Below are 14179 nucleotides of genomic sequence, written 5' to 3' on the forward strand. Positions count from 1 at the left end.
TTGGTTGAAATGACAATATAAGGGAGCTGTATAAAATGACTGATATCAAGACGACCGAAGCAAAACTCTCCTCAAAAGCAGAAATTATTCTTCTAAAAATCAAACACAATCGTCTGTTAGGTAATTTACGTAAAATTGCAAAAGACATTAAAAAGGATCATGAACTCGCGTTGGAACTTTGGTCAACCGCTGAGTTTTTACCAAGACTGTTAGCGGTCTTAATTTTGGATAAAAAACGTCTTTCAGAAGACGACTTAAACGCGTTCACGGCGGATATGCAGACTCATGATTTTAATGAGCGAAACAACTTAATGGACTGGCTGTTTGCGAATCAACTCACTAAAGACAAGCAGAAAATTGCCTTAATCGAGTCATGGGCGAATAGTCCTTTTGCATTGCAAAGGCGAACGTTTTGGTATTACCAAGGGCGTTTGAGATGGACCGGGAAAACACCGCCTGAGAATACGGAAGACTTGTTATCTTTAATAGAAGCTACTATTACGCAGGAACAAGCAGAAGTCCAATGGGCGATGAATTTCACAGCAGGTTGGATCGGCGTTTTTGATGAGCAGTATCGTGACCGTTGTATTGAACTTGGTAAGCGAACAGGCCTTTACAAAGATGAGAAGGTATCAAAAGGCTGTACACCTAACTATTTGCCAGACTTCATTAGGATTGAATACAATAAACGACAGAAGGATTAGACTAAAAGGTCAGGCGATTGATTTGCTTGGTAAAGCAGGAGATGAAACATGGAGACGATCGATTCAAAGCAAGTGCTCCAGTTAGCTAGCACTGTACGAAGAATATGACCTTAAAATAGAGGAAAGCAGTCATCAGCCTGATGCATTTACGCAGGCAATTCAAGAGCAATTATATGAGGCCTATCATCGTTTAATGTTTAGAAATGAGACGAAAACGTGCTAAGAATCAGTTAATGTGGCTGGGAAAATCTATGACCTTTGCCTTGGTAATCAGCGGTGAGAATGCTAAGAATGCTTATTCTTTTCTATATTTGAAATTGCCAATTTCGAGAAGTATGAATGAGAACGAAAAAGCGAGGATAAATCTGTGCTTGATACAGCCACCTACTTCCATCACGTCATGCTAATGATCACGCAGCAACTCATTTGGTGAATCCTCAATCAACAATGCCACACAATCATCAGTCGGAACATAGGACCGTTTTTATGTAAGTGAAATACTGTGGAGACATTGCGACAGGAACTCACCAGCACTATCAATAATCGAAGCGCATTAAATGTAAAGAATGCCTATAGATTAATCACTTGAAAGAGTCCTTCATCTATGAGTTTTCACTGATTAATTTTAAGCTGAACGGTACTGGGTGAAATATTTTGAAAAAAGTGATTTTTTATGTTTGAAAGGGGTCGCTTGATAGTGAAGACTTAATGTATCATAAGGGGAAAAAGGGGAGTGTAAATATGAACAGAGTGAAAAAGTCTAACACATCAGATATTGGCTATCTTATAGGTGTCCTTGCTGTTTTATAAAACAACTGTATAAAATTTGATAATTCAGATTCTATTGTCACTACACGACAGTTGCCTTCTGTTGGAACAATAAAAGTCATAGCAATATTAACATCAAAATTGAAATTCTAGTGTTTTTTTGCCTGAGTAATATTGTTATTATCCAGGCCTTCTGATAAAATTCTAAGTGCTAAAGGAGGCATTAAAATGAAGAACTTAGATTTACTGCACGGGAAGATTCTGCCAACGATGATTCGCTTTTCGGCACCATTGATGGGGACAGCTTTTATTCAAATGGCTTATAATTTATCTGATATCGCTTGGATTGGGCGTATTGGAACGGAGGCCGTGGCAGCCGCTGGGCAAGTAGGTTTCTTGATCTGGATAGGGACTGCCCTCATGTTGATGCCACGCGTGGGTATGTCGATTCTGACTTCCCAATTTTATGGCGCTGGCGATCACAAGCAGGCTAGGCTTTCAATTAACAACGGTTTTTGGCTGTCTATTGTGATGGGAATTCTCTACGGCGCGATACTTTTAGTTTTCAAAGACGTCTTTATTCAATTCTATAATCTAGAAGAGAGCGTCAACATCCTTACTGAACAATATTTAGTTGTCATTGCTCTAGGCATGCCATTATTCTTCATTAATCCCGTACTATCTGGGGCCTACAACAGTTTAGGCAATAGCCGAACACCGTTTCGAATTAATACCGTAGGCTTGATTGTTAATATTATTGGTGATCCGCTCTTGATTTTCGGGTGGGGCCCTTTTCCAGCCTTGGGGCTTCAAGGAGCTGCTTTGGCGACGGTCTTCGCTCAAATGGTAGTCTTTGTTTGCTTTGCTTATGTGATTTTTCGCAGTGATAACTTGATTCATCACAGCCGTCTCTATGCTTTTCAGCCTGACTTGCCTCTGATAAAGCACATCAGTCGTTTAGGCTTTCCTATTTCACTGCAGTCCAACATCCATGCGGTTGTCAGCGTATTATTAAACCGCTATGTGGCTTCTTATGGTGCTATGCCTCTTGCAGTCACATCCGTTGGTAGTAATATTGAGTCTATTTCTTGGAACACTACGGAAGGATTCTCGTCAGCCATCACGGCCTTCACAGGGCAGAACTATGGCGCCCGTTTTCTTAACCGCGTTAAATCTATTTATTCTACCAGTATGAAGTCGGTTGGAGTTATCGGAATCTTTGCGACTCTAGTCCTTTTAGTGTTCCGCTATCAGCTTTTTCACCTTTTCATTCCGAATGATAGTCAAGCGATCGCCTTAGGGGCGGTTTACCTTTTCATTTTTGGCTTGAGCCAATTTTTCATGAGTATTGAAATTGGTGGCAGTGGATTTCTTAGTGGGATTGGCGACACACGTACACCTGCTCTTATCAATTCTATCCTCAATGTTCTGCGACTTCCTTTGGCTTTGATCTTCATGCCCATGATGGGAGTGGCTGGTGTGTGGATTGGGATGTCGTTGACGTCTGTCTTTAAAGGCGTAATCATCTATATCTTCACCCTTATTCGTTTAAAGGGGGTTCTAAGAACGGAAATGGAACCGGTGGTTCAAGACTCTCTATAGGAGGATCAATAGCTGCCTATATCTTGGTCTATTGAACTGAATGAAAAGCGATAGCTGTACTCAATAGGTCGGAACTTGGGCTCCAAAGCTATAATAGGTGAAGAAAAAAAGAGCTCATTTTGACAAAATATTTACTGGGGCCTTCGTGTAGTTTCAGTTAATTGAATTCGCTCTACAAATTCGGTGGAGGTCTGATTCATATCCTATTGATAACAGCTGGTATTATTCTTATCGATCAACTAATCACGGGTAAATAAAATTATAAAGAAGCATTAGATAATGAACTTGAGCTCACCGACTTGTTGGTGACTTCGAGTTCATTTTTCGTCGTGATGAGAGGGAGAAAAGGCTTGTAATTCGTGATATAAACGAAGTTTAATAAAAATCTTACAGCCTGAACTCCCGAGACTCATAGCGATTAAAGGAGTGATAAAGATGATAATATCAGCCTTTATCACACGTTTTCGTCCCCGTGGTGCTCGTTCTGAGTTGTGTTTATCATAACGAGCAGCAACAATGGGGATGCGAAAATAAAAAAAGTTTCTATCTTCTTCCGTCTGCTCGATCTATCAATAAGGTATCATCAGAGTATGCTGGCTGAAATTTTAGAATTATTCTCCAACCGCGGCCTCCAACCGGTCAATTAATAACTCTAGAAATGTGTGAGCAATCGGTTTTAAGGTATGCATGTCATTTGTAACATATCCAATTTCGATAGCCTCTGAGGAAACTAAAGGTCGGGAAATAATTTCACTTCCATTCAAGTTAGCATAGATAATTCCTGAACTAATCGTGTAGCCATTTAGTCCAATTGCTAGATTAAACAAAGTCGCTCGGTCACTGACGATGATTGATTTACGAGAAGTATAGTCTGCTAACACTTCTTCCCAGAAATAAAAGGAATTATGACGCCCTTGATCGTAACTTAACTTTGGATAAGGATCCAGATCGGAGATGGTTAATTGGTCATAATCTGCTAAGGGATGGTCTTTATTAATGACGAATTGCAATAATTATTGCGACAATTTTTTATTTACTCAATTAATGAAGTTTCGTGCATGAATTTTTCTAAAGGTGTTTGATAATTCAGACATTTTCTTGGTCGATTATTCATTAGCCATAAAGCCGTGAATAATTCAGTTTCACTCACTTTAGCTAAATCAGTTTTCTTCGGAAAGAATTCGCGCATTAAGCCATTCGAATTTTCGTTTGTCCCTCTTTGCCAAGCGCTATAGGCATCCGCAAAGTAGAAATCAATGCCTGATGCCTCTACTTCTGGATAGCAAGCGAATTCTTTCCCGCGATCGGAAGTAAATGATTTTAAGGCGTGATCAGGCAGATTACTTGTTAACTGCTCAATTGCATTGTGCATAGCGTCTTTAGTGCGGTTAGGTATCAGAAAAGCAAGGTATAAACGACTTTTACGCTCTGCGAAGGTCGCTAAACAACCTTTACTCTTTCCGCGTGAAGAAACCATTGTATCCAATTCCCAATGTCCAAACTCTTGTCTGTTTCTAACTGACTTAGGTCGTTTGGAGATCGAGCGACCAATATTGAACTTACCACGTGTTTCTTGAGGTTGGCGACCTTTACCTTTGTGTCTTAGTACTTGTAAGGGAACGTTTAAGATGCCTTCATAAATCCAGTTATAGATTGTTTTAAAGGATAGTTTCTCTTGATAATCTCGACCCACAATCTGTTCGGGTGACCAGGTCATTTCTAGTTTATGTTGAATATCCTCAAGCAACTTGGGTGTATGTTTTGCTTTTCTGCCTTTGTGAGAAGCAAGTTGATTCGCATCTGCTTGAGAAGCTTTCGCAACATAGGATGGAGTCGAACAACGATTAAGTTCACGATAAATAGTTGAACGATGACGACCTAACAAGTTCGCAATATGGTTAATTTTATAACCTTCTTGAACAAGCACTTCTATTTTTGACCGTTCTTCTATGGTAAGATATGTATGACTCATAATAGACCTCCGTGTGTATGTTTTTGTGGTTATTAACATCTTACACGAATCTATTATGAGTTTCTTTGTTGTCGCATTTAATTTTACAATTCATCATTAAAAAAAGCTCAACGAAATTTACATTCCGCTAAGCTCGTTTATGAATATCATACTAAAGCAAGTGGCTTTACTAGGTTATACCATTCTGCACCACCTAATGTTGATTCAGATCGCCCATGATTGATGTAGCCCATCTTTTCATAAAAATGAATGAGTTCTTCATGACAAGTTAACGACACTCTTTCGCGATGTTTTTGCTGAGCTTGTTGCTCGAAGGCCTCCATCAACAACAGGGATAATCCCCGACCTTTAGCCTTGGCTGAAACACTCAAGCCAAGTATGCACTGATTGCCACCCTCTAACGGATTTGCTTCAACCGTTTGAAACAAATTATCTGTTATGTAAGCTTGTTCGACCACTGGGCCATTCACATATCCTAATAATTCTCCCGCTTCTTCAATCACCAAGAAACTATCGGCTATCAACTGAAGTCGTTCAGCAAATGCTTCTTTCGTATCTGCTTCGGCTGCCGAAAAACTTTCTGCTTCTAAATAAGTAATGTCTTCTAAATCCTCAAGAGTTGCATTTCGAATATTGAGAGTCATTGCTTCACCTTCCTCATTGGTTAGGCACTAGTTTAGTAGTTTGTGCCTACAGAGTCAAGGCTGTTAATGAAACTTAATTGCTCTGCAATCCAGCACAACCTTCGTTAAAGGACTATCACTGAAACGACAAGTTTTGGTAAAGTATTTTGCGAAAGTGTGTTTAATTAATATTAGCAGGCAACGACTATAATCTTGCGACTTTAATACGCTTTTCATTGGCATCCACTTCAGCATGCGCACCGTATTGTAACAGCATCTTAGGATAAGCGTGGCCAATATTGACATTATAAAGAATCGGCAGTGACTCATCTAACACCTCAGTTAAGACGGCTTTGTACTCCTCATAATACATCTCGTCTTGGGGCTTTCCAAAGATCAGACCGTTAATGTCTTTAAACAAGCCATGCGCCTTCAACAATTCGAGCATTTTTTTGAAATGTTTTGGACTCGGTTTTTCCTCTGACGTTTCTAGAAAAAGAATTGCACCCTCTAGCTGACTTTCAGATGGAAATAAATTGTATTGTTGATTAATCATCGCTTCTTCTGGATAGCGCTCACCCACCAACAAATCATACAAACTTTCAACACAACCCCCGATTAACTTCCCGGCAAAATACGACTCACCCTGTAATAATTCATAACCATGCACTTCTTGATGCTTCACTCTCTCAGTTCCAAGCGCTGCTAGCGAAAAATCTGTTCTCTCTTCATACCATACTTCGCTTGCTTGATAGTCAAAAGCATCAGTCGTAAATAAATGCTTAAAAGCTGCTTCAGAGTAAGGTAGCATGCCGTTACCTAGCTCAGCAAAACAAGTTAGAAAACTTAAACCATAATAGGATGGCACACCAAGTTGTTGCAACATCAAATGATTGATGGTTGTATCCGAATAGCCCATGAAAAACTTAGGATGCTTGCGGATAATCTCTTTGTTTTCTTCTGTCAAAATATATGGCGCTATTCTAAAGGTATCATCACCTCCAATTGCACACACAATCCCTTTAATACTGTCATCCTGAAATGCTGCGATTAAATCCTCTGCACGTTTATTCGGATGAGCCTTTACAAAGTCAATCCCTTTTAAGGTATGCGGCATAAACACAACCTCTAGGCCAAAAGATTCTAAACGCTCAATTCCTCTTGTAAGCTGATGTGAACAAAAACTTTCCCCTAACGTTCCAGCAGACAAACTAACCACCGCCACTTTATCCCCCTGTTTTAAATGAATCATGACAAACACCCCATTCTTTTTCTGAATTAAAATCTAATTCCTCCAATTATACAGTAGCCTTGTTTAATTGACCAATTCTTTGGGAGATTCAAATAAAATTGTGAAGGACCCTCGTCTAAATATAGGCACCGGAACAGATCGAACGTTTTTGAAAGCTTTATAAGCGACAGCCACCTTGAAAAACAATAAACTGAACGTAGTACAAAACTAGATAAGTAAACATAAAAACTATAAACCCTTATAAAATAAGAAAACCTCGGACAAGTCCAAGGATTTTAAATTCTGTTTAGCAGTATAATTTGATTATATCGTTTTACTTTTGTTGGAATATTTAACGTAGATCAGCTAATTGTTTTCCATAGCGGTATAAAGGGCAATCCCTCGCTACTAATAGAATCGCTTGGTGTGACTTTGAGCGCAGCGAATTAGACACACCCTAGCCGATTGAGCTGGAAAAGTCTGAAGCGCTAGCGAAGGCTTTGAAAGCGACCACCGCCTTGGAAAACAATAAGCTGAACGTAGTATAAAGCTTGATAAATCAACATAAAACTTATAAACCCTTATAAAACAAAAAAAGCTAGCACCGAAGCACTAGCTTTAAACGCATTATTATTTGTTATCTTTTAACCAAGAAATCGCTGAGTTTAAGAAGACAGCCACTGCTGGTGCCATCATTTCTTCATTGAACACAACTTGTGGATGGTGAACAGGATAACCTTGAACGCCTTCTGGTTTCATACCAATAAAGTAATAACAAGTTGGAACTTGTGCTGATACAACCGCAAAGTCTTCTGATGCTTGCATAGGTTCAAAGTCAGTCACTTTATACTCTGATCCAACAGCTTCTTCAGCGTAAGCACGAACTGAGCGTGTTAACTCTGGATTGTTATTTAATACAGGAACGTCTGATAAATACTCGAATTCAGTTTCGCCACGGTAAGCTTTTGCGATACCTTCCGCTAATTCTGGTAAACGTTCTTTTAAGTATTCACGTGTTTTCTCACTGAAAGTTCTTAAAGTACCTTCCAATACTACTTCATTCGGAATAATATTACGAGAACCTGGGCTTTCAAAACCACCGGTCGTGATCGCTGCAGATTCCGCAAATGAAATTTCACGTGCGACTAATGTTTGAGTTGCACTAATAATTTCAGATGCAATAAATACTGGGTCAACACCATTATGTGGCATCGCACCGTGTGCTCCTACACCTTTAACTTTAATACGATAGTTATTAGCTGCAGCTAATGAAGGTCCTTCACTAAACATAATTGAAGCTGGAACCATTGGTTGAACGTGAGCAGCCATCGCTACATCTACGCCATCAAGTAAGCCCGCATCAACCATCGCTTGAGAACCCGTTAATAATTCTTCAGCCGGTTGGAATTCGAAACGAACCACACCTTCTAACTCACTTTCATGAGCTTTCATTAGCTTAGCAACACCTAACATGATGGTTGTATGAATATCATGTCCACAAGTGTGAGAAAAACCATTGTTAGAAGCATAATCTAAACCAGATAGTTCCTCAATTGGTAGACCGTCCATATCAGCACGCAGTAAAATTGTTTTGCCACCTTGACCTACTTCAGCAATAATTCCGTGTTCCAATATATTTTTAGGTTCATAACCAAATTCAATTAACTTCTCTTTAACGAACTGGCTTGTGTTTGGCAAATCAAAACCAACTTCTGGATTTTGATGCAAGTGACGGCGCCATTCAACTAATTCTGAGAAAATCTCCTTAGCTTCATTCAAATAATTCATACTATTCATCACCTTTCTCTTTCTATATTAATTCTAACACAAATTAGACATATTTCAATTTTTATTCTGTTCAGAATCAATAACCAAGCATTTAAAACGTTACAAAAATACTTTCACTATCGCTTTTCCATTTCCTACACAAGATAAAAACAGATATATTTTTTCGTTTTATTGCAAGCAATATTACACTAACATACCGATGAGTTCAATATTGAACCTTGTAACTATATGATGCTTAATTTTATAATCATCAAAAATTTATCATTCAATATAACAAAGGTTTCATTCGGAACTTTCGTCACTCAATAAATTGATTAATTTATAGCGTCGTAATAATCGGACCATCTTTCGTAATAATGATTGTATGTTCATATTGTGCGACCAAACTCTCTTCAGTATACAAAGTCCAACCATCTTCAGCTTGAATCACTTCCTCTTCTAAAGTAGAAATAAACGGTTCAAAAGCAATCACTAAACCATCCACAAGGATCTCATCATCCCAACGTGAGAAATAATTCAAGACATACTCAGGCTCTTCATGAATCGAACGACCAATTCCATGTCCAGTAAGATCCTTAATAACCGTCAAACCATGACGCTTCGCTGTATTGTGAACTATTTTACCTAGACCACTTAACTTCGCACCCACTCTTGCTTTCTTAAGTCCAGCTTCAAAAGCATCTTTAGCAACTTCACACACTAAATGAGCTTTTGGATCACCCTCACCCACTACAAATGAAATCCCAGTATCAGCGAAATAGCCATCCTTAGAACCTGAAACATCAATATTGACAAGGTCGCCTTCTTGAATCACGCGCTCACCCGGAATCCCGTGCGCCACCTCCTCATTTACACTAATACAAACATTGCCTGGAAAATCGTAAATTTCAATTGGCGCTGACTGAGCACCCTCTTTCGCGAAATACTCCTTAGCCAAATCATCTAATTCTTTTGTCGTGATACCTGGTTTAGTTTGAGCAACCAATTCATTTCTAATAAGCCCACAAATTCTTCCAATTTCTTTCAAGCCAATTATATCGGCATCCGTTTTCGCTATCATATTATCCCTCTTTATCTGATTATTTCGCTTATAATTCTAACGGAAAGATACCAAGACTGTCTATCGAATACTCGTTTCTCATACAGATAACCCACATTTTACAAAATATGCCCCAACAAACCCTTAAGCGTAGCGAGCTAGTCATAGCCTAACCGATTGAACTGGAAAAGCACGAACCTCAGTGAGGCTTTGAAAGCGACCACCTCCTTGAAAAATCAACACGGCGAACGCAGTGCAAAGGCTATTAAATCAATCTTAAACACCATATGAAAAAAGCACGCTTTTCTTATTCAATGTTCAAACTCGCCGACTGAGTTTAAACATTGAACCCCTCAATCATCAAACTCAAACTCCGAGTTTGAGCATTCAATCCGTTTTTATCAATATAATTACAAAATAGAGTTAATATCTTGATATCCTACACAACTACATCCGATTTCTTCCGAGCTTTTAATTCCCTGCACTAACTTCCCAGTCTTTGTTCCAATTTGATTAAATCATCGCCACCAGATACCCTAATCGTGTCGGTCACCTGACCGACACACCTTTTGTTCTTCTTTTTTATGGAAGTAAATGGATAAACTTAAGCTAACTAACAACGCACAAAACATAAACAATAAGGTGTCGCTCCACTATGTTTCGCGACGATTATAAAAGAGCCTAGCCGATTGTGCTAGAAAAGCTCGAACGCCACGATCATTAATAGAGCTTTGAAAGCACCACCGTCTTGGAAAATAATAAGCTGAGCGGAAGTACAAAGCTTGGTGAATCAACATAGAACTTATAAACCCTTATATTACAAAGAAAAACGCCTACTCAACATGAATAGACGTTGATCATTTTTATTAAAATGGTAAATCTAAATCTTCAAAAAGCCAATCGGGATTCTCTTCTATTTCTTGGACTTCTTCTAGTGGTAATCCAATAGGCAAAGCTCCTGAAGAATAATACACAAAGAATTCCAATCCGAAATATGTGGCTTATTCCTCTTCTGTCATCACGTTCGACTCTACTTTTTGCTTACGTCTTTTTTTCATCTATCCATCACTCCATTACATAAAACAAGTACATCAATTCTATTAAGGTTACCTAGAATTATTCCGAAGCCTTTAAATTCATTTTAGCAGTATTAACTTGATTAGATAGCAATATTTTTATTGAAATACTAAACATAGTTAATCGTGACATTTTTCCAAAGCGACCACCGTCTAAGACTAACCAACACGGTGAACGCAGTGCTAAAATTAATAATCCCTTATAATCTGAGTCAGAATGAAGATTTTTAACTAGCTATTAGTGCAATTATGAAGCAAATGTTTTCAGCAACACCATGATGTGTTCAACACCTTGATAATAGTCGGCGATACGGATATTCTCGTTAGGAGCATGTGCACCTGACTTCACCCAGCCTGTTCCAGCACCTAGAATTGGCACATCTAAGTATTGGCCAAAACCAAACATTGGGCCGGTTCCAGCTGAATTGAGTTCAAGAATAACTTGATCGTCTCCGTAAACTTCTTTTGCAGAATTAATCACATCCGCTACAAAGTCATCTGAGATATCTGTTCTAAATGGTTTTACACCTGTTAACAATTCCAAGTGAACATCTTGGAAACCTTGTTTATCCAAGTGAGCACGCATCACTTCATAAACCGTTTCAGGTTCATAACCTGGCACAAGGCGGACATCAATTTTAGCCATGGCTTTACGTGGTAAAACTGTTTTCGTTCCTTGTCCCGTATAACCTGAAAGTAATCCGCTAATTGTCATCGTTGGATAAAGAATCAAAGCTTCTTCAGCTGTATAAGGTAATTGTTCTGTAATTAGTGGATGCTTTAAGCCATAAGTCTTAATCGTCGCTGCTTTATTGTAAGGGAAATTTGCCACATTCTCGATTTCTTGTTCTGTTGGTTCAATGCGCATTTCCTTAAAGCCTTCAATTGTAATGTTATGATTCACATCACGAATCGTAGATAAGGCATGGACTAAGCGCCAAGCTGCATTATCAATAACTGCAGCTTGTGATGAATGAATATCAATATCGGCACTTTCAACGCTGGCTTCGAAATAAGCAATCCCCTTAACACCGGCACTAATTACCATTCTTTCTTCACTATCTTTACTACCTGATTCCCAAATACATACATCAGCTTTAAACTTATCGGCATATTTCTCAAGATACAAATCAATATTGGGGCTACCGATTTCTTCCTCTCCTTCGACAAAGAATTTAACGTTACATGGTAAGCCACCCTCACTTGCGACTAAGGCTTGAATCGCAACGATACGCGACATGAAATTTGCTTTGTTATCCGAGACGCCCCTGGCAAATATTTTGTCATCAATGATTGTGGGTTCAAATGGCGCTGTTTGCCATTCATCAATTGGGTCTTCTGGTTGCACATCGTAATGATTATAGAACAATAACGTTTTCGATGCGTCGCCTTGTTCTCCAGCCTTAAAAAAACCATAAACGACTGGATGCCCTCCTAGGTCATCTAACAATTCGCTTTCGCCACCTGCATCTTGAATAATGCGGCTCACAAATTCGGAAGTTTCTCTAATGCCGCGGCCTTGAGCTGAAACTGTTTCAATGCGTAATAAATTGAATAATTCCTCCATGTTTTTATCTGCGTATTCTTTTGCGATTGCTTGATAGTGTGTCATATTGATTATCCTCTCTATGTCTATTTTGGTAAGTAGTGTGGCTTAGTTTTTCTTATATTTCACTTCTTTGAGTTGTACATCGACCATGCCGTCAACCACTAGCCCTTCAATATGGTCGCTGACAACTTGTGGATTCGTGTAGTAGTAAATTGGAATGAATGGCATTTCATCCATTAGAATCGCTTCGGCTTCAAGGTATAGCTCGTATTGCTCATCAGGATCTGTAACAGTCGTCACTTTATCTAGAATCGCTTGGAAATCTGCATTCTCCCAGCCAGTTCGGTTACCTGCAGTGTCCGCTGTATAATATTGTTCCAAGTAAGCAAAGGCAGAGTTATAATCGACTGTTGGTCCAATGCGGCCAATTTGGAAATTCAATTGCGTCATACTATCGAAATGCACATTGATTTCTACTGTTGCAATGGTTGGTTTTAGCCCCAATTCGCTGGCCCATTCATTCTGAATAAACTGTGCAACAGCCATATGTGCATCATTCGCATTTGTTTGAATCACAAGCGGTATCTTGCTCGCATCGTCGTAACCTAACTCTTCCATCCCTACAGCTAAAAGCTCACGCGCAGTCTCATAATCTGCATCCTCGAAATAATCACGGTCCTCTTCAAAACCTGGTACAGTCGGTGCAATTGCACCTTTAGCTGGTGTTTGTTCACCTTTGGCAATATTATCAATCAATTTCTGACGATCAATCGCGAATGATAAGGCCTTACGGATATTTTTGTTCTGTAGGACTTTGTCAGTAGTATTCAACTTATACAAGTAAGTCGCGCCAATATCCGTTACGATCAACTCATCATCTTTACGATAAGCATCAATCGCATCCGTTGGAATCGTATTAAAAGGTATTCCAATAAAATCTAGCTCGCCTGACATAAAATTCATATTCGCAGTGGCAGCGTCTTCGATAATTCTTACGTATACTTCATCTAAATCAACATTCTCAACATCCCAATAATCTGGATTCTTCTCAATACGATAATCCCCACTATGGTTCCATTCAGTAAACAAGAACGGCCCATTCGATACAAAGGTTTCACCGGCTTCACCAGCCCAAGCCGCATCTGCTTCAACAGTCGCTTGGTGAACAGGATAAAGGGTCACCTGTCGTGCAGTTAATTCAAGGAAGTGAGGTGTGGGTTCAACTAATGTCACTTCTAGCGTTGCATCATCCACCACTGTAATTTGAACATCTTCTGCCGTTCCCTCGCCCATAAAGTATGCTTCTGCCCCTTCAATGACAAATAGTTTAGAGGCATTAGGCGCAATCGTTTCTGGATTCAGCACGCGTTTCCAAGCATACTCAAAATCTGAAGCGGTCACTGGGTCCCCATTGCTCCACTGGATGCCTTCTCTCAAATAAAATGTATAAGTTCGTCCATCTTCACTAACATCCCAGCTTTCAGCCATTGCAGGTACAATGTCGCCTGTGCTTGTTGGGCGTGTCAGCCCTTCTAGTATATTCTTCAGCATCGGCATTGAATAAGAATCCGTCACAAAAGCTGGATCCATTACTGGCTCGGAAGCAACTGATAAGTTAAGCACTTTAGCCTCTTCTTCTTGACCGATTGTCTTGACTGAGAAATGTTGAACCATAAAGCTAATTAAAGCAATTGCCACCAGCACTGTCATAACTGTTTTCATACTAAACTGCTTAATTCTCATCGTTGTATCCTCCTAAAATTTTCTATTCATATTGTTTAAATTTTCCAAAGAAAAAAACCTGCTAAAAGATTTTTTCAAATCCTA

Annotated in this window: 11 protein-coding genes; 3 read left to right on the plus strand and 8 right to left on the minus strand. The window is 39.2% G+C overall.

What is annotated here, in order from left to right; all coding sequences use genetic code 11:
- The first annotated feature begins 35 nt into the window (after positions 1–35).
- The 3 genes from GF867_RS01875 to GF867_RS14295 all read left to right on the plus strand — a co-directional run bounded on the left by GF867_RS01875 (position 36) and on the right by GF867_RS14295 (position 3331).
- A complete protein-coding gene (locus GF867_RS01875; protein ID WP_153831412.1) occupies positions 36–704 on the plus strand; it encodes a DNA alkylation repair protein in 669 nt (222 codons plus the stop codon).
- A gap of 996 nt (positions 705–1700) precedes the next feature.
- Entirely contained in the window at positions 1701–3074 is a 1374-nt protein-coding gene (locus GF867_RS01880) for an MATE family efflux transporter (RefSeq protein WP_153831413.1), read from the plus strand.
- Positions 3075–3235: 161 nt separating this feature from the next.
- Positions 3236–3331: a DUF5670 family protein gene (locus GF867_RS14295; RefSeq protein WP_221410749.1), complete on the plus strand. Its 96-nt coding sequence runs from the start codon at positions 3236–3238 to the stop codon at positions 3329–3331.
- Between the two features lie 354 nt (positions 3332–3685).
- On the opposite strand, the gene GF867_RS01885 is transcribed toward GF867_RS14295, so the two are convergent.
- The 8 genes from GF867_RS01885 to GF867_RS01920 all read right to left on the minus strand — a co-directional run bounded on the left by GF867_RS01885 (position 3686) and on the right by GF867_RS01920 (position 14095).
- Positions 3686–4084 carry a LysR substrate-binding domain-containing protein gene (locus GF867_RS01885; RefSeq protein ID WP_153831414.1) on the minus strand — a complete coding sequence of 133 codons (399 nt, stop codon included), beginning with the start codon at positions 4082–4084 and terminating at the stop codon, positions 3686–3688.
- 23 nt (positions 4085–4107) lie between these two features.
- A complete protein-coding gene (locus tag GF867_RS01890; RefSeq protein WP_153831415.1) occupies positions 4108–5046 on the minus strand; it encodes an IS30 family transposase in 939 nt (312 codons plus the stop codon).
- A gap of 146 nt (positions 5047–5192) precedes the next feature.
- The gene (locus GF867_RS01895) at positions 5193–5690 is read right to left on the minus strand and encodes a GNAT family N-acetyltransferase (RefSeq protein ID WP_153831416.1); all 498 of its coding nucleotides are present in this window, start codon (positions 5688–5690) and stop codon (positions 5193–5195) included.
- A gap of 184 nt (positions 5691–5874) precedes the next feature.
- Entirely contained in the window at positions 5875–6921 is a 1047-nt protein-coding gene (locus GF867_RS01900) for a S66 family peptidase (protein WP_153831417.1), read from the minus strand.
- A 609-nt stretch (positions 6922–7530) separates the two neighbouring features.
- Positions 7531–8688: a M20 metallopeptidase family protein gene (locus GF867_RS01905; protein WP_172973926.1), complete on the minus strand. Its 1158-nt coding sequence runs from the start codon at positions 8686–8688 to the stop codon at positions 7531–7533.
- 319 nt (positions 8689–9007) lie between these two features.
- Entirely contained in the window at positions 9008–9748 is a 741-nt protein-coding gene (gene map, locus GF867_RS01910; RefSeq protein WP_153831419.1) for a type I methionyl aminopeptidase, read from the minus strand.
- Between the two features lie 1302 nt (positions 9749–11050).
- Positions 11051–12415, minus strand: a complete 1365-nt coding sequence (locus GF867_RS01915) for a M20/M25/M40 family metallo-hydrolase (RefSeq protein WP_153831420.1) — start codon at positions 12413–12415, stop codon at positions 11051–11053.
- Between the two features lie 42 nt (positions 12416–12457).
- Positions 12458–14095, minus strand: a complete 1638-nt coding sequence (locus GF867_RS01920) for a peptide ABC transporter substrate-binding protein (protein WP_253940692.1) — start codon at positions 14093–14095, stop codon at positions 12458–12460.
- Between the last annotated feature and the right edge of the window lie 84 nt (positions 14096–14179).

The sequence above is a fragment of the Fundicoccus ignavus genome (assembly GCF_009659375.1).
In the GTDB taxonomy this organism is placed as follows: domain Bacteria; phylum Bacillota; class Bacilli; order Lactobacillales; family Aerococcaceae; genus Fundicoccus; species Fundicoccus ignavus.

Coding starts and splice junctions, on each gene's coding strand:
- GF867_RS01920 (WP_253940692.1), bottom strand. CDS start 14,095: ATGAGAATTAAGCAGTTTAGTATGAAAACAGTTATGACAGTGCTGGTG.
- GF867_RS01880 (WP_153831413.1), top strand. CDS start 1,701: ATGAAGAACTTAGATTTACTGCACGGGAAGATTCTGCCAACGATGATT.
- GF867_RS01890 (WP_153831415.1), bottom strand. CDS start 5,046: ATGAGTCATACATATCTTACCATAGAAGAACGGTCAAAAATAGAAGTG.
- map (WP_153831419.1), bottom strand. CDS start 9,748: ATGATAGCGAAAACGGATGCCGATATAATTGGCTTGAAAGAAATTGGA.
- GF867_RS01905 (WP_172973926.1), bottom strand. CDS start 8,688: ATGAATTATTTGAATGAAGCTAAGGAGATTTTCTCAGAATTAGTTGAA.
- GF867_RS01915 (WP_153831420.1), bottom strand. CDS start 12,415: ATGACACACTATCAAGCAATCGCAAAAGAATACGCAGATAAAAACATG.
- GF867_RS01900 (WP_153831417.1), bottom strand. CDS start 6,921: ATGATTCATTTAAAACAGGGGGATAAAGTGGCGGTGGTTAGTTTGTCT.
- GF867_RS01875 (WP_153831412.1), top strand. CDS start 36: ATGACTGATATCAAGACGACCGAAGCAAAACTCTCCTCAAAAGCAGAA.
- GF867_RS01895 (WP_153831416.1), bottom strand. CDS start 5,690: ATGACTCTCAATATTCGAAATGCAACTCTTGAGGATTTAGAAGACATT.